This window comes from Nocardioides sp. LS1 (genome assembly GCF_003865225.1).
GTDB lineage: Bacteria > Actinomycetota > Actinomycetes > Propionibacteriales > Nocardioidaceae > Nocardioides > Nocardioides ginsengisegetis.
This window is the reverse complement of the sequence record NZ_BIFF01000002.1, coordinates 1,303,879-1,324,141: the sequence shown is the minus strand read 5'-3', so window position 1 is coordinate 1,324,141 and position 20,263 is coordinate 1,303,879. Positions and strand designations below refer to the sequence as shown.

General features: G+C 70.7%; 18 protein-coding genes. 10 read left to right on the top strand and 8 right to left on the bottom strand.

Features of this window, described 5'->3' with window-relative positions; translation table 11 throughout:
* Nucleotides 1-47: 47 nt before the first annotated feature.
* Genes EJF31_RS11190 through EJF31_RS11180 form a run of 3 tightly spaced genes read left to right on the top strand, consistent with a single transcriptional unit; the run spans nt 48 to nt 3,222 of the window.
* On the top strand, nt 48-1,382 hold the full coding sequence (locus EJF31_RS11190; protein ID WP_125037111.1) for an MATE family efflux transporter: 1,335 nt from the start codon (nt 48-50) through the stop codon (nt 1,380-1,382).
* Between the two features lie 10 nt (nt 1,383-1,392).
* Nucleotides 1,393-1,950, top strand: a complete 558-nt coding sequence (locus tag EJF31_RS11185) for a hypothetical protein (RefSeq protein ID WP_125037110.1) — start codon at nt 1,393-1,395, stop codon at nt 1,948-1,950.
* A 57-nt stretch (nt 1,951-2,007) separates the two neighbouring features.
* Nucleotides 2,008-3,222: a hypothetical protein gene (locus EJF31_RS11180; protein WP_125037109.1), complete on the top strand. Its 1,215-nt coding sequence runs from the start codon at nt 2,008-2,010 to the stop codon at nt 3,220-3,222.
* Between the two features lie 87 nt (nt 3,223-3,309).
* Here the strand turns inward: EJF31_RS11180 and rplI are convergent, their stop codons facing one another.
* The 4 genes from rplI to rpsF all read right to left on the bottom strand — a co-directional run bounded on the left by rplI (nt 3,310) and on the right by rpsF (nt 5,039).
* Nucleotides 3,310-3,756: a 50S ribosomal protein L9 gene (gene rplI / locus EJF31_RS11175; RefSeq protein WP_125037108.1), complete on the bottom strand. Its 447-nt coding sequence runs from the start codon at nt 3,754-3,756 to the stop codon at nt 3,310-3,312.
* Nucleotides 3,757-3,770: 14 nt separating this feature from the next.
* A complete protein-coding gene (gene rpsR / locus EJF31_RS11170; protein ID WP_017933521.1) occupies nt 3,771-4,007 on the bottom strand; it encodes a 30S ribosomal protein S18 in 237 nt (78 codons plus the stop codon).
* Between the two features lie 80 nt (nt 4,008-4,087).
* Nucleotides 4,088-4,660, bottom strand: coding sequence for a single-stranded DNA-binding protein (locus EJF31_RS11165; RefSeq protein WP_125037107.1), 573 nt, complete (start codon nt 4,658-4,660; stop codon nt 4,088-4,090).
* Nucleotides 4,661-4,748: 88 nt separating this feature from the next.
* A complete protein-coding gene (rpsF, locus tag EJF31_RS11160) occupies nt 4,749-5,039 on the bottom strand; it encodes a 30S ribosomal protein S6 (RefSeq protein WP_125037106.1) in 291 nt (96 codons plus the stop codon).
* 235 nt (nt 5,040-5,274) lie between these two features.
* On the opposite strand from rpsF, the gene EJF31_RS11155 reads away from it, so the two are divergent.
* From EJF31_RS11155 to EJF31_RS11145, 3 genes are read left to right on the top strand one after another with little or no spacing between them, the layout of a single operon-like run.
* A complete protein-coding gene (locus EJF31_RS11155) occupies nt 5,275-6,069 on the top strand; it encodes a deoxyribonuclease IV (RefSeq protein ID WP_125037105.1) in 795 nt (264 codons plus the stop codon).
* A gap of 29 nt (nt 6,070-6,098) precedes the next feature.
* Complete coding sequence (locus EJF31_RS11150; RefSeq protein ID WP_125037104.1) at nt 6,099-7,247, top strand: peptidoglycan bridge formation glycyltransferase FemA/FemB family protein; 1,149 nt, start codon at nt 6,099-6,101, stop codon at nt 7,245-7,247.
* A 2-nt stretch (nt 7,248-7,249) separates the two neighbouring features.
* Entirely contained in the window at nt 7,250-8,320 is a 1,071-nt protein-coding gene (locus EJF31_RS11145; RefSeq protein WP_125037103.1) for an alanine racemase, read from the top strand.
* On the opposite strand, the gene EJF31_RS11140 is transcribed toward EJF31_RS11145, so the two are convergent.
* Nucleotides 8,281-9,768: a glycosyltransferase family 87 protein gene (locus EJF31_RS11140; protein WP_260430772.1), complete on the bottom strand. Its 1,488-nt coding sequence runs from the start codon at nt 9,766-9,768 to the stop codon at nt 8,281-8,283. The two genes, EJF31_RS11145 and EJF31_RS11140, sit on opposite strands and share 40 nt — an antisense overlap.
* The gene (locus tag EJF31_RS11135; RefSeq protein ID WP_125037102.1) at nt 9,765-12,071 is read right to left on the bottom strand and encodes a transglycosylase domain-containing protein; all 2,307 of its coding nucleotides are present in this window, start codon (nt 12,069-12,071) and stop codon (nt 9,765-9,767) included. The genes EJF31_RS11140 and EJF31_RS11135 overlap by 4 nt, the downstream gene beginning before the upstream one ends.
* Nucleotides 12,072-12,278: 207 nt before the next feature.
* On the opposite strand from EJF31_RS11135, the gene EJF31_RS11130 reads away from it, so the two are divergent.
* The 3 genes from EJF31_RS11130 (at nt 12,279) to EJF31_RS11120 (ending at nt 18,223) form a co-directional block, all read left to right on the top strand.
* Nucleotides 12,279-12,917: a PadR family transcriptional regulator gene (locus EJF31_RS11130; RefSeq protein WP_246378467.1), complete on the top strand. Its 639-nt coding sequence runs from the start codon at nt 12,279-12,281 to the stop codon at nt 12,915-12,917.
* A 68-nt stretch (nt 12,918-12,985) separates the two neighbouring features.
* On the top strand, nt 12,986-14,071 hold the full coding sequence (locus tag EJF31_RS11125) for an inositol-3-phosphate synthase (protein ID WP_125037101.1): 1,086 nt from the start codon (nt 12,986-12,988) through the stop codon (nt 14,069-14,071).
* Between the two features lie 195 nt (nt 14,072-14,266).
* The gene (locus EJF31_RS11120; RefSeq protein ID WP_125037100.1) at nt 14,267-18,223 is read left to right on the top strand and encodes a PKD domain-containing protein; all 3,957 of its coding nucleotides are present in this window, start codon (nt 14,267-14,269) and stop codon (nt 18,221-18,223) included.
* Nucleotides 18,224-18,311: 88 nt separating this feature from the next.
* Here EJF31_RS11120 and EJF31_RS11115 read toward each other — a convergent pair whose 3' ends face one another.
* A complete protein-coding gene (locus EJF31_RS11115; RefSeq protein ID WP_221767527.1) occupies nt 18,312-18,797 on the bottom strand; it encodes an SRPBCC family protein in 486 nt (161 codons plus the stop codon).
* A gap of 123 nt (nt 18,798-18,920) precedes the next feature.
* Nucleotides 18,921-19,490, bottom strand: a complete 570-nt coding sequence (locus EJF31_RS11110; RefSeq protein ID WP_125037099.1) for a TetR/AcrR family transcriptional regulator — start codon at nt 19,488-19,490, stop codon at nt 18,921-18,923.
* A gap of 91 nt (nt 19,491-19,581) precedes the next feature.
* Here EJF31_RS11110 and EJF31_RS11105 point away from each other — a divergent pair, with 91 nt between their 5' ends.
* Complete coding sequence (locus EJF31_RS11105) at nt 19,582-20,259, top strand: NADPH-dependent F420 reductase (protein ID WP_125037098.1); 678 nt, start codon at nt 19,582-19,584, stop codon at nt 20,257-20,259.
* The last annotated feature ends 4 nt before the right edge of the window (nt 20,260-20,263 follow it).

Sequence of the window (20,263 nt, the reverse complement as noted above, 5' to 3'; positions counted from 1 at the left end):
TGGGGACAGTTGGCCGATCTGACTCTTACTATGACTAGACTCACGCCATGGCCCACGCCCACGACCGCGAGATCCTCCGCCTCGCGGTGCCGGCGTTCCTCGCGCTGGTCGCCGAGCCGCTCTTCCTCCTGGCCGACGCCGCGATCGTCGGCCACCTCGGCACCGCCCCCCTCGCGGGCCTCGGCATCGCTGCCGCGGTGCTCCAGACCGCCATCGGGCTGTGCGTGTTCCTGGCCTACGGCACCACCGCCGGCGTGGCCCGCCACGTCGGCGCCGGCGACCTCCGGGGCGCGATCGCGCAGGGCGTCGACGGCGTCTGGCTGGCCGTCGCCATCGGCAGCCTGACCACCGTCCTCGGTGTCGTCCTCACCGAGCCGCTGGTCCACGCGTTCGGCGCCGACGCCAGCGTCACCGCGCCCGCCGCGACCTACCTCCGCATCGCCTTCCTCGGCACCGTCCCGCTCCTGGTCATGCTCGCGACGACCGGCGTCCTGCGCGGCCTCCAGGACACCCGCACCCCGCTCGTGGTCGCCGTCGCGGGCAACGCCCTCAACGTCGTGCTCAACCTCGTGCTGGTCCACGGCATCGGGGGCTGGGGCGGCCTCGGCATCGCCGGTTCGGCCCTCGGCTCGGTCCTCGCCCAGGTGGCCAGCGCCGCCGGCCTGCTCGGCGTCGTCGTGCGGGCCGCCCGTCGCGAGGGTGCGTCGCTGCGCCCCGACCTGCCCGGCATCCGGGCCGCCGCGCACGCCGCGGTCGCCCTCGTCGTCCGCACCCTCACGTTGCGTGCCGCCCTGCTCGTCACGACGTACGCCGTCACGGTCGCCGCCACCACCGCCCGCGACCAGCAGGTCGACCTCGCCACCCACCAGCTCGCGATGACACTGTGGACGTTCCTCGCGTTCGTGCTCGACGCCATCGCGATCGCCGCCCAGGCGATCACCGGCCGCTACCTCGGCGCCGGGGACGTCGCCGGCACCCGCGCCGTGACCCGCCGGATGGTCACCTGGGGGGTCTACGGCGGGGTCGTGACCGGACTCCTGCTCGCCACCGCCAGCCCCTTCCTCGGCGCGCTGTTCACCGGCGACCAGGCGGTGCGCGACCTGCTGGTGCCCGTCCTCCTCGTCGCCGCGCTCTTCCAGCCGGTCGCCGGCGTCGTGTTCGTCCTCGACGGCGTGCTGATCGGCGCCGGCGACGGCGCCTACCTCGCCCGCGGCGGCCTGGTCACCCTCGTGGTCTACGCACCCGTGGCGCTGCTCGTCGCCTCCGCCGCGGCCGGCCTGACCCTCCTCTGGGTCGCCTTCGCCGGGCTCTTCATGCTCGCCCGCTTCGCCGTGCTCGTGCAGCGGGCCCGGGGCGACGCCTGGCTGGTCACCGGGACGTAGATTGGCGCGCATGAAGCCGCTCCAGTCGATCGCCATGGGGCTGCTCGTGGTCGTGCTCTCGGCCCGCTTCCACGGCTACGACGCGCTCGCCGACCCCCTCGGCTGGCTGCTGGTGCTGCTCGGGCTGCGCGACCTGCCGGCCGACGTCGTCCACCGGTCCCGGCTCATCTCGCTGGCCGTCCTGGCGGGCGCCGTCTCCGTCGTGCTGTGGTTCCCGGCGGCCACCGACGCGCTCTACGACCAGGACGCCTCGCTGGGCTGGGCGGCCAACCTGCCGCAGGTCGGGTTCATGGCGCTGCTCTGCCACGCGCTCGCCGCCCGCGCCGCGGCGGGCGGCGACACCCGGGCAGCCCGCTGGCTCGGCCTGCTCCGGACCGGGTCGATCGTGGTCGGCCTGCTCCCCGTCCTCGTCTTCGGCGCCGGCATGGACTCCCTCGAGGATCCGACGTACCTCGCCGCCGGGATGGTTGCGGTCGCCCTGATCTGGGGACTCTTCTCCTGGAACGCCCGTCCCTGGGCGCTCGCCGGAGTTCAGCAATCAGCAGCAGGTCCTCCGGCCACTTCGTAGCCTGAGGTCGCCCGGCGCGTTGTCCGGGCAGAGCAGGGCAACCACGGGGAGACGCCGATGACCACCACCCACCACGTCCGGCACCGCGCGGCCGCGACCGCCGCCGTGCTGTGCGCCTCGCTCCTGCCCGTGCTGGTGGCGGGAGCTCCCGCCCGCGCCGACGCCGGGTGCACGTCCGAGCAGCCGACCAACCCGACCCCGGTCACGATGGCCTACTGCGACGACTCCTCGGCGCCGGAGACCACGATGGGGGCCACGTCCCCCACGCCCAACGGGCGCGGCTACATCAAGGTCGACCACGTCTCGTTCAGCTTCTCCGGCGCCTACACCGACGCGGATGCGGACCCGATCACCTACCAGTGCCAGTTCGGCACCGCGACCGAGCCGGTCGAGGCGAGCTGGGAGGCCTGCAACGGCACCGACGGCAGGTCCGCCAGCTACAGCAACCTCCAGGACTCCGGTGCGCTGCCCTACCGGTTCTTCGTGCGGGCCGTCGACTCGGTCGACAACGCGATCACGGTCAACACCGCCTGTGCGCTCCCCGATCCGTTCTGCACCCAGCCGGCCACCGACACCCCCGACTACGACGAGAGCCCGGCCACCGCCACGGTCAGGGTCGACACGGTGACGCCGAGCACCTACGTCTTCCTGCAGTCCAAGACCTACGAGGTGTACGGCGACGACTCGACCAACCCGATGGTCGGCTCCCCGACGGTCCAGGTCCGGCTCGCCAGCAACGAGGGCGACGCCGACCACCCGGTGAAGTACGCCTGCACCCTGGACGACGCCTCGGTGGAGTGCGCCGACGGGATCACCACGCTGACCAAGGTGGGCCCGGGCCGGCACCGGTTCGAGGCCGCCGCCACCGACCAGGCCGGCAACACCGACCCCACGCCCGACTCGGTCGTCTTCTACTCCCCGCGCAACCTGACCGGGAGCGCTCCGTGGCGCACCGTCCGCCAGGGCGGCTACTACGCTGGCGACTTCCTCCAGACCGACCAGGTCGGCGCGCAGCTCAAGGCCCCGGGCAAGAACGTCCGGGTGCTGCGCCTGATCGCTCCGGCCGGCCCGCAGCTGGGCAAGGTGGAGGTCCGGATCGGCCACAGCATCTGGCGCACCGTCAACCTGGCCGCGACGACCTACGAGCGCTTCCACATCTACAAGGTCCGCGACGCCTACGACCCGCTGGTCTCCGGCACGATCCGGATCCGGGTCAAGTCCGTGCCGCGCAACGGCTTCGTCCGCGTCGACGCGGTCTACACCCGGCAGTAGGTCGGCACCAGGTCGGGAAGCAGAACGAGCCCGCCCCCCGAGGGGGACGGGCTCGTTTCGCGTTGCTTCGCCGCTGCGCTGCCGGCGTCAAGCCGGGATGACGTTGAGGGCCACCGTGGCGGACACCTCGTCGTGCAGCTTGACCGAGACCTGGTGCGAGCCCAGGGACTTGATCGGGTTGCCGAGCACGATCGTGCGCTTGTCGACGGCCTCGCCCGAGGCGTCGGTGAGCGCACCGGCGATCTCGGCGACGGTGACGGCGCCGAAGAGGCGGCCGCCCTCGCCCGAGCGGACCTTCACCGAGACCGGGTTGGCCTCGAGCTTGGTCTTGATCTGCTCGGCGTGGTCGTGGTCACGGACCGCACGCGAGGCGCGCGCGGACTTGATCGACTCGACGGTCTTCTCCGCACCGCGGGTCCAGCGGATGGCGACACCGCGCGGGACGAGGTAGTTGCGGCCGTAACCGTCCTTGACCTCCACCACGTCGCCGGGGGCGCCGAGGCCGGTCACTTCCTGGGTCAGGATGAGCTTCATCTGCCTGGCTCCTTTCAGCGACCGGTCGAGGTGTAGGGCAGCAGGGCTACCTCACGGGCGTTCTTGACGGCAATGGCGACGTCGCGCTGGTGCTGGACGCAGTTGCCGGTGACCCGACGCGCGCGGATCTTGCCGCGGTCGGAGATGAACTTGCGGAGCAGCGTGGTGTCCTTGTAGTCGACACCGGTCGCCTTCTCCTTGCAGAACTGGCAAACCTTCTTCTTGGGCTTGCGAATCACTGCCTTGGCCATTGTGGTGCTTCCTTTCTAGAAGCCCGGCTTGCGCCGGAATGGTTGAGGGATTCGGTTGGGTGGTTCGTGGTTCTTCGAGATCAGAACGGGGGCTCGTCCGAGCCCACGCCGGGAGCGCCCCACGGGTCGTTGCCGCCCGCGGGCTGGCCGCCGCCGAAGCCGCCGCCACCACCCGACTGGGGTGCCGGGGTGGCCCACGGGTCGTCCCCGCCGGCCGGAGCCTGCGGACGGGACTGGCCGCCCTGGCTGCCGCCACCGGAGAAGCCGCCGCCACCGCCGCCGCCCTGACGGGAGGCGCGGGTGACCTTGGCCGTGGCGAACGCCAGGGAGGGGCCCACCTCGTCGACCTCGAGCTCGACGACGGTGCGCTTCTCGCCCTCACGGGTCTCGTAGGAGCGCTGCTTCAGGCGACCCTGCACCACGACACGCATGCCGCGCTGGAGGGACTCGGCCACGTTCTCCGCGGCCTGGCGCCACACCGAGCAGGAGAGGAACAGCGCGTCGCCGTCCTTCCACTCGTTCGCCTGTCGGTCGAACGTGCGCGGCGTCGACGCGATCCGGAAGTTGGCCACGGCCGCACCCGAGGGGGTGAAGCGCAGCTCCGGGTCGTCGACGAGGTTGCCGACCACGGTGATGACGGTCTCGCCTGCCATGCGATCTCCTAGCTAGTTCTGATCAGGTCCGCGCCCATCGTTGCCGGTGGCACCGACAGGCGAAAGGGTCAATCCACAGGTCGACGCCTCACTTGGCGTCGGGGCGGATGACCTTCGTGCGGAGGATCGACTCGTTGAGGCTGAGCTGGCGGTCGAACTCCTTGACCGTGGCAGGCTCGGCGTTCAGCGAGATGACGGCGTAGATGCCCTCGGCGTTCTTCTTGACCTCGTAGGCCAGCCGGCGACGTCCCCAGACGTCGACGGACTCGACCGATCCACCATCCTTGCGGATGACGTTGAGGTACTTGTCGAGCGACGGCTCGACAGTGCGCTCTTCAAGGCTGGGGTCGAGGATGACCATCACTTCATAAGCACGCATAGCGGGTCTCCACCTCCTCTGGACTAAGGCGACCACGGTCTCTCCGTGGCAGGAGGGCTGTGCGTTCCCCGCGCGCGCCGGAGGTCCGGTCTGCGCGTGGGGGCTCCCCGCGGCCGGGTCCCCGTCGGTGGGGGCGGACACGAAGAACGCCCAAGGCTATCAGCGGTGCGGGGCAGCGCAGAATTCGCCGAGACCCGGCCGGGACGACGTCCCCGCGCCTTCCTACGATGGCCGCATGACTGTCCCGATCGGCGCCCACGTGGACCAGACCGACCCCATCGCCGAGGCGAGGGCCCGCAACGCCCCGCTGGTGCAGTTCTTCCTGGGCGACCCGCAGGGCTACAAGGGCCCGGAGTTCGCCTACGCCGGCGGCGCCGAGGGGCTGCGCGCCGACGCGGAGGCGGCCGGCATCGACCTCTACGTCCACGCCCCCTACATCGTCAACGTCGCCACGACCAACAACCGGATCCGCATCCCCAGCCGCAAGCTGCTGCAGCAGCACGTCGACGCGGCGGCCTCGATCGGCGCCAAGGGCCTGATCGTCCATGGCGGCCACGTGAACAAGGACGACGACCCTGAGAAGGGCTTCGACAACTGGCGCAAGGCCATCGAGGCGACCGACCTCAAGCTGCCGCTGCTCATCGAGAACACCGCGGGCGGCGACAACGCCATGACCCGCCACCTCGACCGGATCGGGCGGGTCTTCGACGCGATCTCGAGCGCCGAGCAGTCCGACCTGGTCGGCTTCTGCCTCGACACCTGCCACGCCCACGCCGGCGGCAACGCCCTGGAGACGGTCGTCGACGACGTACGTCGCATCACCGGCCGCATCGACCTGGTCCACTGCAACGACAGCCGCGACGACTTCGACTCCGGCGCCGACCGGCACGCCAACTTCGGCGCGGGCCGGATCGACCCCGACCTGCTGGCCGCCGTCGTCCGCGACGCCGGCGCGCCGGTGGTGTGCGAGACGCCCGGCGGTGCCGCCGAGCACACCGCCGACTTCGCCTGGCTGGCCGAGCGCCTGTGAGCGGCCCGGACACCGGTACTCTCGGCGGCGTGCCGAGCGCCCCCGCCGTCCGTGAGATCTCCGAGACGGAGCATCTCGACTTCATCCGCGCGCAGCGCTCCGCGAGCTTCCTGCAGACGCCGGCCTGGGGCCGGGTCAAGTCCGAGTGGCGCCGCCAGTCGCTGGGCTGGTTCCGCGACGGCGAGATCGTCGGCGCCGCGCTCGTGCTCTACCGCCAGCTGCCGAAGGTCCGCCGCTACCTCGCCTACCTCCCCGAGGGCCCGGTCATCGACTGGGACTCCGAGGACCTCGGCACCTGGCTCGCGCCGCTGACCGCCCACCTGAAGGCCGAGGGCGCCTTCGGCGTCCGGATGGGCCCGCCCGTGGTCACCCGCCGGTGGAGCGCCGCGCAGGTCAAGGAGGGAATCGCCGACGAGTCGGTGCGCACCCTCGGCGACCTGCCGCCCACCGAGCGCGGCCACACCGGTGCCCGCGTCGTCTCCCAGCTCCACCAGCTCGGCTGGCGGCCCCAGTCGGTCGAGGGCGGCTTCGCGGCCGGCCAGCCGCAGTACAACTTCCAGATCCCGCTGCGCGACGCCGACGGCACCGCGCGCACCGAGGACGACGTCCTCAAGGGGATGAACCAGCTCTGGCGCCGCAACATCAAGAAGGCCGACAAGCAGGGGGTCGAGGTCAGCACCACCGAGGGCGTCGTCGGGCCCACCGATCTCCAGGCCTTCCACGACCTCTACCTCCACACGGCCGAGCGCGACCACTTCACCCCGCGGCCGCTCTCCTACTTCCGCACCATGACCGAGGCCCTGGGCGCCGAGGAGCCCGACCGGATCCGGCTCCACTTCGCCCGCCACGAGGGCGACCTGGTCGCGGCCACGATCTCCATCCGGGTCGGCGCCCACGCGTGGTACTCCTACGGCGCCTCCTCCACCGACAAGCGCGAGGTCCGCGGCTCCAACGCCGTGCAGTGGGCGATGATCCGCGAGGCGCTCGCCGCGGGCGCCGACGTCTACGACCTCCGCGGCATCACCGACACCCTCGACCCCGACGACTCCCACGTGGGCCTGATCCAGTTCAAGGTCGGCACGGGCGGCGAGGCCGTCGAGTACGCCGGCGAGTGGGACCTGCCGATCAACAAGCCGCTCTACAAGGCGTTCGAGCTCTACATGAAGCGGCGCGGCTGACCATGAGCCTGACCCTCACCGTCACCGGCGACCGCTGGCGCACCCACCTGCGCGCGGTGGCCGCCGCCAACCCCGGCATCGTCCCGGTCGCCAAGGGCAACGGCTACGGCTTCACCCTGGGCCGCCTCGCCCGCAAGGCGCAGTGGCTCGACGACCAAGGCCTGGGCGTGGACACCCTCGCGGTCGGCACCTACGACGAGCTGCCGCACGTCGCGCAGCGCTTCGGCGGCGACCTGCTCGTGCTCACCCCGTGGCGGCCCTTCGGCGCCGCCCTCGAGGTCGACCCGTCCCTCGCCGACCGGGTCGTCCACACTGTCAGCCGGGTCGAGGACGTCACGGCGCTGCTGGCCCGCCAGCCCGATGCCCGCTTCGTGCTCGAGCAGGTCACCACGATGCTGCGCCACGGGCTGACCTCCCGCGAGCTGTGGGCCGTCGCGCCGATCCTGGCCGACCACCCGGGGGCGCGGCTCGAGGGCATCGCGATGCACCTCCCTCTTGCCCAGGGCTCCCACCTCTCCCAGGTGGACCGGCTGCTCAACGACGTCGTCGCGAGCGGGCTGTCGACCACCACGGTCTGGGTCAGCCACCTCACTCCCGACGAGCTCACGCAGCTGCGTTCGTCGTGGGGCGACTTCACCATCCGCCCCCGGATCGGCACCGACCTCTGGCTCGGCGACCGCGGCGCGCTGTCGGTGACCGCCACGGTCCTCGACGTCCACGAGGTCGAGCGCGGCGACGTCTTCGGCTACCGCGGCCGGACCGCCCCCAAGCACGGCCACATCCTGGTCGTCAGCGGCGGCACCGCCCACGGCATCGGCCTCGAGGCGCCCACCGGCGACGGCTCGCTCAAGGCGCGCGCGGCCACCCTCGCGCGCGGCGGACTCGACGCGGTCGGCTTCGTCCGCTCGCCGTTCTCGATCGACGGCAAGCAGCGCCTGTTCGCCGAGCCCCCGCACATGCAGGCCTCGATGCTGTTCCTCCCCCACGGCGCGCACGTGCCCGCCGTGGGCGACCAGGTCGACGTGCGGGTGCGCTACACCGCCACGGCGTTCGACCGGGTCGTCGTCGACTGACCCGGAGCCACGGACTCGGCCGGCTCGTCGGGCTCGACCGGCAGCCGCGCGTGCCGGGCCGGGTCGTGCTCGGGGTGCAGCACGTCGCGCACCACCATCGCGACCAGGAAGAGCTCCCCGGCCATCCGGAGCAGGATCGCGACCCAGTAGAAGCCGGCGTCACCGCCGGCGGCCGGGGCCAGGAAGCCGCCGAGGTACCACCACACGCTGGCGAAGTAGAAGACCTCGGTCGACTGCCACACGAGCTGGTCCCGCCACCGCGGTCGCGCGAGCACGGCCAGCGGCAGCAGCCACAGGACGTACTGCGGCGAGTAGACCTTGTTGACCAGCAGGAAGCCGGCCACCACCAGGTAGCCGAGCTGGGCCAGTCGCGGCGTCAGCGGCGCCCGCATCCCCACCACGAACACCCCGATGCACCAGGTGCCGAAGACCAGCCAGGACCAGGTGTTGATGGTGTGCGCCTGGAAGGCGAAGGGACTGGCGGGGGTGTCCTTGATCTGCTGGAGCACCAGCCAGATCGACCCGAGGTCCGCACCGCGGTCGCTGTTGAAGTGCCAGAAGACCTTCCACTCCGCGGCGCCGGTGAGGTAGGCCGGCGCGTTGACCAGCACCCACGACACGATCGCGGCCGACACCGCGCGGACGAAGGCGTCGGCGCGGCGGTCGCGCAGGCAGATCACGAGGAGCCCGCCGAGCAGGAAGAGCGGGTAGAGCTTGGTGGCCGTGCCGAGGCCGATCAGCACGCCGGTCAGCCCCGGCTTGCCGCGCGCCCAGGCCCACAGGGCACCGGCCGTCGCGGCGACGGCGAGCAGGTCCCAGTTGACCAGGGCGTTGAGCGCGAGCGCCGGTGAGAGCGCGAACAGCAGTGCATCCCAGGGACGCAGCCGGTCCAGCGAGGCGAGGAACCAGGCTGCCAGCAGGGCGGCAGCGGCCAGCCCGAGGGCACTGACGACCACGAAGAGCCGGACCTCGCTGCGGACCGGCGCCTCGGAGAAGAGGTAGTCCACGGAGTGCCCGAACCGCTCGGTGATGTCCGGAGACCCGCTGCCCCAGTGGGTCACCCACGCGGCGGCGTAGGCGAAGTAGGAGATCCCGACGGGGTACTCCATGACCTCGTAGCGGGCCCGCACCTGCGGGTCGCCGGTGTAGGGCCAGTTCAGCTCCGCGAACCCGCGCCCCGTGTAGAGGTAGGGCATGTCGGAGTAGCACATGTGGGAGTAGCGCGACGTGCCGTTCTGCCAGGTCTGGGCGTAGCAGCTGCTCTTCTGGACCATGCCGAGCGCGAAGCACAGCGCGGTCAGCAGCAGCACCACCCGCACCGGCGTCCACCAGCGGTGGCCGCGGCCGTGCGCGCCCATCGGTCCCCCGATGCCCTCGCTGAGGGCGGTGGCGACCGGGTCCTCCCGGGTGGGGTGCACCCGGTCGTCCCGGTCGCCGTCCGTCGTCACCAGGCGTACCAGAAGGGCTCGCGCGCCGCCGTCCCGCTCACGTGGTTGCCGTGCGACGCCGGCGGCGAGTTGCTCGGCTGAGGTGACGACGGGCTCGACGACGGCGTGGCCGAGTCGGACGGGGTCGGCGACTGGCAGCCGCCCAGCACGGTGCAGGTCGGCGTCGGCGACTGGGACGGGGTGTCGCTCGGCGTCTCGGTCGGCGTCGCCGAGGGGGTCTGGCTCGGCGTCTGGCTCGGCGACCTCGACGGCTGCGCGGTGCGCGTCGGCGAGGGCGGCGGCGTGTAGGGGTCGTGTCCGCTGGTCGGCGCCGTCCCGTCGACGTTGGCCGGCGGCGGGAACTCCTCGACCGGGAGGCCCTCCATGTCCCGCTTCATCACGTCGGTCCAGGTCTGGGCCGGGTAGTCCGCACCGAAGTACGACGGCAGCCAGCCGTCGAGCTGGTTGTCACCGTCGCCGCGGACGTACATGACCGCCGTCGCCAGCTGCGGGGTGTAGCCCACGAACCACGCCGAGGACACCTCGTCCTTGCTGTTGGTCGCGGTGCCGGTCTTGCCGGCGGCGGGGCGGCCCAGCGCCAGGGCCGCCTGGCCGGTGCCCTGCTGCACGACCTGCTGCAGCGCGTAGGACGTGTCGGCCGCGATGTCCGAGCTCATGGCCTCGGTGGTCGACTGCTTGTAGTCGTAGAGCGTCTCGCCGTTGCGGGTCACCTTGTCGATGACGTGCACGTTGGCGCGCTTGCCGCCGTTGGCGATCGTGGCGTAGGCGTTCGCCATGTTGATCGCACTGATCCGGGCCTTGCCCAGGGTGATCAGGGCGTCGGCATCGAAGTCGCGGCTGGTGCTCGGGATGCCGGGGTACTTCTTGGTGGCCTTGGCGGGCGGGATGCCCATCGCGTTGGCCATCGCGGCGATCTTGTCCGGGCCGTCGGGGATCGAGTTGGACATGTCGACGTACGCCGTGTTGATCGACTGCTCCAGCGCGTAGGTCGCATCGACCGCCGAGCCGTAGTCGTTGCCCTGCCCGTCGGAGCCGGTGCCCTCGTTGCGGACCGTGAGGCCGTCGGGGAACGTGTAGGGCGAGTTGCCGTCGAAGGTGTCCTTGAGGGAGTAGCCGTTGTCGAGCGCCGTGGCGAGGGTGATCGGCTTGAAGGTCGAGCCGACCATGCCGCCCGCGACCGACCAGTTGATCTGCGACTGGAGGTAGTCCTGGCCGCCGTAGAAGCCGCGCAGGGCGCCGGTGCCGGGCTCCACGCTGGCCACCGCGATGTGCAGCTCCTTGTCCCCGAAGCCGTCGGGCTTGCCCTCCAGCACGCCCTGCTCGGCGGCGTCCATCGCCTTGGGCGTGAAGGTGGTCGTGACCCGCAGGCCGCCGCCGTCGATGTCCTCGTCGGAGAAGCCGAGCGCGTGCAGCTCGGTCTTGACCAGGCTCAGCATGTGGCCCTTCTGGCCGCCGTACTGGCTCTGCGCCTGGATCTTGGGGAACTTCGGGAGCCGCTTCTCGGCCTTGGTGGCCTGGTCGGCGGTGATGTTGCCGGCGCTCGCCATGCCGTCCAGGACGTAGTCGTAGCGCTCCTTGAGGTCCTTCCTGGAGGACTTGCCGTTGGCCGGGTCGAAGTGCGTCGGGTTGTTCAGCACCGAGGCGAGGACCGCCGACTGCGAGAGCGTGAGGTTCTTGGCGTCGGTGTTGAAGTAGGCGCGCGAGGCCGCCTGGATGCCGTAGGCGCCGCGGCCGAAGTAGATGGTGTTGAGGTAGCCCTCGAGGATCTGCGACTTGCTCTGCGAGCGCTGCATCTTCAGCGACAGGATCGCTTCCTTGAGCTTGCGCGTGTAGGAGCGCTCCTGCGAGAGGTAGAGGATCTTGACGTACTGCTGGGTGATCGTCGACGCCCCCTGCGTCGCGCCGCCCGACGCGTTGCTGAACGCCGCCCGGAGGATGCCCTTGGGGTCGATGCCCTTGTCGGTCCAGAAGCTGCGGTTCTCCGCGGCCACCACGGCGTCCTGGATCGTCTGCGGCATCTCCTTCAGCGAGATCGACTCACGGTTCTGGGTGGCGTACTGCCCCAGCGCGGTCTTGCCGTCGGCGTAGTAGACGAACGAGGTCTGGGTCTGGAAGTCCTTGTTCGGGTCCGGGATGTCGGTGGTCTTGTAGAGGTAGGCGAACGCCGCGACGAGGAAGAGCGCCCCGACCAGACCGGCGATCAGCAGCCACTTGAGGACCTTGAGGACCCGCTGCCTGGCAGTGACCGGTTGCTTCGGCCTCGTCTTGACGGCGGGGCCGTCGGCCCTGCGCTTTGCACTCAAACTTCGGCTCTCCAGTGTCGACTCGGGGGGCTACGGCGCGCACGAGCCGCACGTGCGGGGCGCGCGCCGTCCACAGGGTACGCAAGGGACCGTGGCCAGACGATCTCTCGCGACGAGGCTCACGCCGGAGGCCTGCCAGCAGCCTGACCGACCCCGACACGTCGCGCATTGTTCACGTCACGTGGATATATCGGTACGATAGGTCGCATGGCACGTCGTGCAGAGACCATCGAGCTGGCAGTCCTCGGACTGCTGCACGAGGGACCCATGCACGGCTACGAGCTGCGCAAGCGGCTCAACCTGATGCTCGGCTGGGGTCGCGTGCTGTCCTACGGCTCGCTCTACCCCACCCTGAAGAAGATGCTGCGCGGCGCCCTCATCGAGGAGACCGCGACCACGCTCACCCCGGTGACGCGTCGGCCCCGCATCGTCTACCAGGTCACCGAGGCCGGCCACCGCGAGTTCGAGCGGCTGATGTCGGAGGTCGGTCCCACGGCGTGGGAGGACGACAACTTCGACATCCGCTTCGCGTTCTTCGGGCGGACCGACATGGAGATCAGGCTGCGCGTCCTCGAGGGGCGTCGTACTCGGCTCCAGGAGCGGCTGGACCGCGTCCAGAACCAGCTCTCGATGACGCAGAAGGAGGTCGACCGCTACGCCGCGGAGCTCCAGCGCCACGGCGTGGAATCGGTCGAGCGTGAGGTCCGGTGGCTCTCGGACCTCATCACCGCCGAGCGCACGCAGGGGGAGATGGGTCCCGACATGGGCAACCCGCCACCCCCTCGTGACTCACCACACGAGTCCCCCCACGAGTCCTCCGCGACTCCCCTCAACAGCCAGACCTGAGCGGCTCACCTGCAGCACAGGTCCGCACGTCACAGATCTCCAGAAGTTGGACTAGGAAGGAAACCCCGATGGGTTCGGTACGAGTAGCAATCGTGGGAGTCGGCAACTGCGCCACCTCCCTGATCCAGGGCGTGGAGTACTACAAGGACGCCGACCCCAGCGGCACCGTCCCGGGTCTCATGCATGTCCTCTTCGGTGACTACCACGTCAAGGACGTCGAGTTCGTCGCCGCGTTCGACGTCGACGCCAAGAAGGTCGGCTTCGACCTGTCCGAGGCCACCCAGGCCTCGGAGAACAACACCATCAAGATCGCTGACGTCCCGCCGCTCGGCGTGACCGTGCAGAAGGGCCCGACCCTCGACGGCCTCGGCAAGTACTACCGCCAGACCATCGAGGAGTCCGACGTCGAGGCCGTGGACGTCGTCCAGGTCCTCAAGGACACCCAGGCCGACGTGATGGTGTCCTACCTCCCGGTGGGCTCCGAGGAGGCCGACAAGTTCTACGCCCAGTGCGCGATCGACGCCGGCGTGGCCTTCGTCAACGCGCTGCCCGTCTTCATCGCCTCCGACCCGGTCTGGGCCAAGAAGTTCGAGGACGCCGGCGTCCCGATCGTCGGCGACGACATCAAGTCGCAGGTCGGCGCCACCATCACCCACCGCGTGATGGCCAAGTTGTTCGAGGACCGCGGCGTGGCGCTGGACCGCACCTACCAGCTCAACGTCGGCGGCAACATGGACTTCAAGAACATGCTCGAGCGCGAGCGCCTGGAGTCCAAGAAGGTCTCCAAGACCCAGGCCGTGACCTCCAACCTGCACGGCTCGCTGGCCGACAAGATCAACGACCGCAACGTGCACATCGGCCCGTCGGACTACGTCGCGTGGCTCGACGACCGCAAGTGGGCCTACGTCCGCCTCGAGGGTCGCGCCTTCGGTGACGTCCCGCTCAACCTCGAGTACAAGCTCGAGGTCTGGGACTCCCCGAACTCCGCCGGCATCATCATCGACGCGATCCGCGCCGCGAAGATCGCCAAGGACCGCGGCATCGGTGGCCCGATCATCTCGGCGTCGTCGTACCTCATGAAGTCGCCGCCGGTGCAGCTGCCGGACGACGAGGGCCGTCGCCGCGTCGAGGCCTTCATCAAGGGCGAAGAGTGACCTACGCCTGACGAGTGTGGCCCGGTGGGACTTCGGTCCCGCCGGGCCTTTCTCATTTCCTGCCCACCACCTGCCCGGCACCTGCCAGCACTCTGTCCGTCACCTGTCCAGACCAGTTCGTAACCCTCCTCGGCACCCCGTCGTTCACGGGGCATCGCGTCGCGCCATCCGCGACCCAGCACTCCGAGGATGCCCATGCCTGTCCTGCCTCCGCGACGCCTGCGCACCGCAGCGGTCACCACCGCACTGGTCGCCGGCCTCGCCACCGGTCTCGCCGCCCTCCCCGTCACGTCCGCGCAGGCCGCCGGAGCGGGGCGCGGTCTCGCGGCGGCCGTCCGCCCGTCCGCACCCTCGGTCAGCACCGTCACCGTGGGCGGCCTGGAGGTGGAGAACAGCTTCGTGTCCTCGGTCGGCTGGGTGAAGCCCGGCCAGGACTACCCCTCCCGGATCATCGTCACCAACCCCGCCGACCCGGCCGTGCCGACCAACCTGCCGGTCACCGGCGCCACGGTCACCGTCACCGCGCCGGTGGGCTCGACGATCGTCGGCGCCGGCTCGGGCGCCACCGTGGCCCCCGGCGGCCACACCGCGACCTGGACCGTGCCGCCGGTCGCGGCCGGCACGAAGCAGACCCTGGTCCTCGACAGCGTCGCCGACACCACGACGCAGAACCCCGAGATCGTCTGGCGCGACCTGTCCAGCACCGCGGAGGTGACCCTCGGCGGCACCACCATGGCCGCCACCAGCCACGGCCCGAAGGTGATCCCGCCGTCGGACGCCTTCGACACCGCGCGGTACGGCGACCGCCCGTTCCCCGTCGTGCCGGTCCAGTTCCGCGACCGCGCCTACCAGCCGACCCACTCCGGCGGCGACCTGGACAAGGTCATCAACGACCCGGCGCGACCGGGCTCCACGTTCAACCTCTACCAGGAGATGTCCCTGGGACAGCTCTTCCCCCACGGCACCGTGCCCTCCACGGGGATCGCCTCCCGCGACTTCACCTACGGCCCGGGGTTCAGCTTCACCCAGATCCAGCCCGGCCAGACCTGCCACGGGCTCACCCAGACCGGGCCCGTGCCGGCCCCGGGCACCGTCGGCGGGCCGGCGTACACCGAGCGGATCACCGACGGCATCTACAACCTGCCGGGCAACACCGACTACTACGGCGACGACGCCAACGGCTCGGCCATCATCGGCTCGCTGGCCGGCGTGGGCGCGCTGCAGAGCATCGACGGGGGCTGCGGGTCCCCCGGCAAGCTGGTCTACGACGCGGCCGCGATCGCGGACCCGGAGATCGACTACTCCGACTACGACACCGACAAGGACGGCGTGGTCGACTTCTTCATGGCCGTCTTCGCCGGCTGCGGCGGCAACGGCTCCTCCCAGCTGTCCGTCGCCGGGTGCGACCTGCCCAACCCGAACACCGGCACCCCGGACGCGCCGTACGACAACCCCTGGCCGCACTCCTCCTCGCTGGAGTACTACTACACCGACCCGGTCACGGGGCTGGCCGGCTACACCACGGACGACCAGCTCAAGGACCTCGAGGACCGGCCGCTCTGGTACACCGACGCCACCCGCAAGACCATGACGACCACCGACAAGGGCGACGCCCTGAAGGTCTTCGTCCGGGTCGGTCCCTACAACATCAACCCCGAGACCGCGATCGACAAGGCCTCGGTCATCTCCCACGAGTACGGCCACTCCCTCGGGCTGCCGGACTTCTACTCCACCGGCAGCCGGGAGACCTACGGCGACTGGAACCTGATGGCGACCGACAAGTCGCAGAACATGGACGCCTTCTCCCGCCAGGAGCTCGGCTGGGTCGTCCCGCAGGTCCTCGAGCCCGGGACCAGCAAGACGGTCAGCGGCTGGACCGACTCCAAGCAGGACACCGGCACCATCGTGTGGCAGCGGCCCGACGGCACGCCGTACACGCTGGTCAACGGGACCGACGGCATCGTGCACAACTCGGAGATGTTCGTGGCCAAGCTTCCCGGGCGGCAGCTGCTCGACCCGGCGGTGTTCGACACCGGTGACAAGGCGAGCAAGTCGCACGCCTGGTGGTCGGGCTCGGGCAACGACTTCGGCTGCGCGCCCAGCGGCGGCCGCAACCTCGACCTGTCGATCCCGGCGCTGGCCACGCTCCCGGCCGGCACGAAGGTCAACCTCTCCTTCAAGTCCAACTGGGACGCGGAGTGGGACTTCGACTACGGCTTCGTGCTCACCACCACCGACGGCGGCAAGACCTACACCTCGCACGCCTCGGAGAACGGCTACACGACCTCCAACACCGACCCCCTGGCGGGCAACCCCAACCAGAACGCCTGCCAGCAGCAGTACGACAACGGCATCACCGGCACCAGCGGCTCCTACGCCGCCGGCAGCGAGGCGACCGACCGCAAGCTGGGCAACACCCCGGCCCCGGTCTTCCTCCAGGACAGCTACGACATCAGCGACCTCGTGGGCAAGGCCCAGGGTGCGCTGCGGTTCAGCTACGCCACCGACCCGGGCGTGGCCCGGCCCGGCTGGTTCATCGACGACGTCGTGGTCACCGCGACGACGCCCAGCGGCGACAAGGTCCTGCTCAAGACCGACTTCGAGTCCGACGGCGGTCCGGACGACCCGCGGGTCTTCAACGGCGGCTGCCGCGAGGACCTGACCACCGCCCAGGAGTGCACGAAGGGCTGGAAGTACCTCCAGGCCGGGGCCGAGTCCGCGCAGGACCACGCCTACTACCTCGAGATGCGCGACCGCTCGGGCTTCGACCTCGACGGCCACGGCCAGATCGACCGCGACCCGATCGGCTGGGCTGCGGGCCTCTACCTCTCCTACACCGACGAGGCGCACGGCTACGGCAACGCCGGCACCGACGACCCGCCGGCGCAGTCCCCGCTCGACGCCGTCCCGGAGCCGGGCAACGAGACGCCCGACCTGAACGACGCCGCCTTCACCGCGGCGGCCGACCGGTCGACGTACTCCGACTCCGGCGAGGGGCACACCGACAACTACACGGACCCGGCCAACACGGTCGTGGACAGCCGGTACGCCGACGTCCCCAACCCGTGGCGCTTCCGCTACAACTGCCTGGGCTTCAAGGTCACCCAGATGAGCGGGCAGGCCGACGGCCCCGCCACCTCCGACGGCGACCTGACCGGCGCGGTGCAGTTCACGATGGGCAACGGGTGCGCTCCCTTCGACTACGGCTACACGCCGGTGACGGCTCCGGCCAACACCGCGCCGACCGCCACGGCGAAGGCCACCCCGCAGGCGGCGAAGACCGGACAGACCGTGACGTTCAGCGGGGTCGGCAGCACCGACGCCGAGACGCCGGACAACCTGGACTACAGCTGGGACTTCGACAACGGCGGCAGCACCAAGGACGCCGCCGGCCGCGACGTCAGCCACGCCTTCAACTCCCCCGGCACGTACGACGTGACGCTCCTGGTCACCGACCCCGGTGGCAAGACCGACACCGACACCGTCCAGGTCACGGTCAGCGACCCGCCGGGCAACCAGGCCCCGGTGGCGAAGTTCGAGGTGAAGCCCGGCTCGCCGTACATCACCACGAACACGCTGCTGAACGCCGCGGGCTCGGGCGATGCCGAGACCGCCGCGGGCGACCTCGTCTACCAGTGGAACTTCGGTGACGGTGGCGCCACGGTCGACGCGACCGGCCGCAAGGTCCACGCGAAGTTCAAGCAGCCCGGCTACCGGACGATCACCCTCACGGTCACCGACGAGGGCGGGAAGTCCGACACCGTGTCGCAGCGGATCCTGGTCCGCCGGGCGACCGCCTGCTGGTCGCCGCAGGTGTCGCGCACCGGCAGCTGGCGCCAGGTCAACCAGCGCCAGGCGCCCAAGGGCGACTACTGCGACAACGCCGGCAAGGGCGCGGGCGCCGACACCCTGACCCTGCACTTCAAGGGCCCGCAGGTCGACGTCTTCCACGGACGCTCGACCCGCGGCGGCGCGGCGACGGTCTACATCGACGGCGAGAAGGTGGGCACCGTGTCGTTCCACAGCGACGACACCGCCCCCCGGATCCGCTACCACCAGGTCTTCTCCGACCTCGGGGAGGGCGGCCACACCCTGCGGCTCGTCGTGACCCGCGGCCGGGCCTACCTGGAAGGGTTTGTCACCATCCGCTGACCCGTCGCTCATTGACGCAAGAACGCGCCGACCCGTCGTCAGTTGACGACGGGTCGGTGTGTTCCGGGGTCAAGAAACGACGGGTCGGTCAGGCCTCGGCCTCGGCCTTGATCCGCTCCAGGGTCTGCCGCATACCGGCGCGCAGCTCACCCGTGAACTTCGTCTGTCCACCCATGACGGCGGCGGTCAGCTTCAGCGAGATCGACGAGATGCCGTCGGGGGTCTCGCGGCGCTGCGTGATCCTCGTGCCGGTCCCGGTGGGCTCGAGGGTGAAGGACCAGATGGTGAAGTTGTCCTTGATCCGTACGGCGATCTCCGTGTGCGGGTCGAACCGCACGACCTTGGCCTGCGTGGGCCACACCAGGAGGCCGCGGCGGTTGATGTTGAAGGTGCGCGTGCCCAGCTCGACGGGGCCGCCGCCGCGGACGAAGGTCTTGACGACCTGGGGGCTCCACTGCGCCATCCGGGGCAGGTCGGAGACGAGGGACCAGACGGTGGCCGGAGTCGCGGCGACCTCGATGGTCTCCTCCAGCAGGGGCTCGATCTGGGCGGACGGATCGGTCGAGGTGCTCATGGGACGCTCCGGAGTCGGACGGGCAGGACAGGGTGGAACACGTTCCCGTCGAACCTACTGACAGATGTTCAACAGCGCACCGTGAGACCGGCCACTCCGGCGGCTCACCTCACACGAGTCACCTCAGGCAGCCGGGACGCCCGCCGCCACCAGCACCTCGGCGGTGCGCCGGGCCGCGGCCGCAGCCTCGATGTCCGCGGACAACGCCCCGTCCGCCAGCCCACCGTCGAGGAGCAGCGCCAGCGAGCGCGCCAGGCCGTCCGGGTCGACCGCCCCCGCCGCCGCCGTCAGCTCCCGCAGCCATGCCAGGACCGACTGCTTGTGCGCGACCGTCCGGTCGTGGACGGGCGTGCCCGGCATCGCCTCGGCGGCGGCGTTGATGAAGGCGCAGCCCCGGTAGCTCTCCCGCCGGCACGCGCTGGTCAGCGCGTCGAAGAGGCCCACCAGCTGGTCGACTGGGTCCGGCCCGGCGGCCTCGGCGGCCGCGCGCAGCTGTCCGCTCCAGATCCCGTCGACCCGGTCCAGGTAGGCGAGCACCAGCTCGTCCTTGGCCGGGAAGTGCTTGTAGAAGGTCGCCTTGGCCACGCCGGACTCGGCGATGATCAGGTCGACGCCGACGGCCCGGATGCCGCGGGCGTAGAAGAGCCCGAAGGCCGTGTCGAGGATGCGGTCCCGGGCCGACGGAGCAGTCACCCCTTGATAATAGACAGACCTGTCTGTTAACGTCCATGCCACGAGGTAGACAGACCTGTCTACCGTTGAACGGACTCACGAAGGACTCCCTATGAAGATCGCAGTTCTCGGCACCGGCATGGTCGGCCAGGCAGTGGCCGGTGGCCTCACGCGCGTGGGTCACCAGGTCGTCATCGGCACCCGCGACCCGCAGGCCACGCTGGCCCGCACCGACACCGACGGCATGGGCAACCCGCCGTTCTCCGCCTGGCACGCCGAGCACGGCGACGTCGAGCTCGCCACCTACGCCGACGCCGCGTCCGGTGCCGACCTCGTCGTGCTGGCCGGCAACGGGTTCGCCGCCCTGGACATGGTCACCGCCGCCGGTGCCGACAACCTCGCCGGCAAGGTGCTCGTCGACATCTCCAACCCGCTCGACTTCTCCGCCGGCTTCCCGCCGAGCCTGTTCGTCAAGGACACCGACTCGCTGGGCGAGCAGATCCAGCGCGCCTTCCCCGACGTCCGCGTCGTCAAGTCGCTCAACACGCTCACCGCGCCGCTGATGGTCGACCCGCGGCTGCTGGGTGAGAGCACCACCGTCTTCGTCTCCGGCGACGACGCCGACGCCAAGGCCACGGTCACCGACCTGCTGACCTCGCTCGGCCACGACGACGTCATCGACCTCGGCGGGATCGAGACCGCCCGCGGCACCGAGATGCTGCTGCCGCTGTGGCTGCGCACCATGGGCGCGCTCGGCACCGGCATGTTCAACGTCAAGGTCGTGCGCTGAGCCG

Bases quoted from the DNA above. Each gene is read 5' to 3' on its own strand.
- EJF31_RS11190 (WP_125037111.1), top strand. From the start codon at position 48: ATGGCCCACGCCCACGACCGCGAGATCCTCCGCCTCGCGGTGCCGGCG.
- EJF31_RS11185 (WP_125037110.1), top strand. From the start codon at position 1,393: ATGAAGCCGCTCCAGTCGATCGCCATGGGGCTGCTCGTGGTCGTGCTC.
- EJF31_RS11180 (WP_125037109.1), top strand. From the start codon at position 2,008: ATGACCACCACCCACCACGTCCGGCACCGCGCGGCCGCGACCGCCGCC.
- rplI (WP_125037108.1), bottom strand. From the start codon at position 3,756: ATGAAGCTCATCCTGACCCAGGAAGTGACCGGCCTCGGCGCCCCCGGC.
- rpsR (WP_017933521.1), bottom strand. From the start codon at position 4,007: ATGGCCAAGGCAGTGATTCGCAAGCCCAAGAAGAAGGTTTGCCAGTTC.
- EJF31_RS11165 (WP_125037107.1), bottom strand. From the start codon at position 4,660: ATGGCAGGCGAGACCGTCATCACCGTGGTCGGCAACCTCGTCGACGAC.
- rpsF (WP_125037106.1), bottom strand. From the start codon at position 5,039: ATGCGTGCTTATGAAGTGATGGTCATCCTCGACCCCAGCCTTGAAGAG.
- EJF31_RS11155 (WP_125037105.1), top strand. From the start codon at position 5,275: ATGACTGTCCCGATCGGCGCCCACGTGGACCAGACCGACCCCATCGCC.
- EJF31_RS11145 (WP_125037103.1), top strand. From the start codon at position 7,250: ATGAGCCTGACCCTCACCGTCACCGGCGACCGCTGGCGCACCCACCTG.
- EJF31_RS11130 (WP_246378467.1), top strand. From the start codon at position 12,279: ATGGCACGTCGTGCAGAGACCATCGAGCTGGCAGTCCTCGGACTGCTG.
- EJF31_RS11125 (WP_125037101.1), top strand. From the start codon at position 12,986: ATGGGTTCGGTACGAGTAGCAATCGTGGGAGTCGGCAACTGCGCCACC.
- EJF31_RS11120 (WP_125037100.1), top strand. From the start codon at position 14,267: ATGCCTGTCCTGCCTCCGCGACGCCTGCGCACCGCAGCGGTCACCACC.
- EJF31_RS11115 (WP_221767527.1), bottom strand. From the start codon at position 18,797: ATGAGCACCTCGACCGATCCGTCCGCCCAGATCGAGCCCCTGCTGGAG.
- EJF31_RS11105 (WP_125037098.1), top strand. From the start codon at position 19,582: ATGAAGATCGCAGTTCTCGGCACCGGCATGGTCGGCCAGGCAGTGGCC.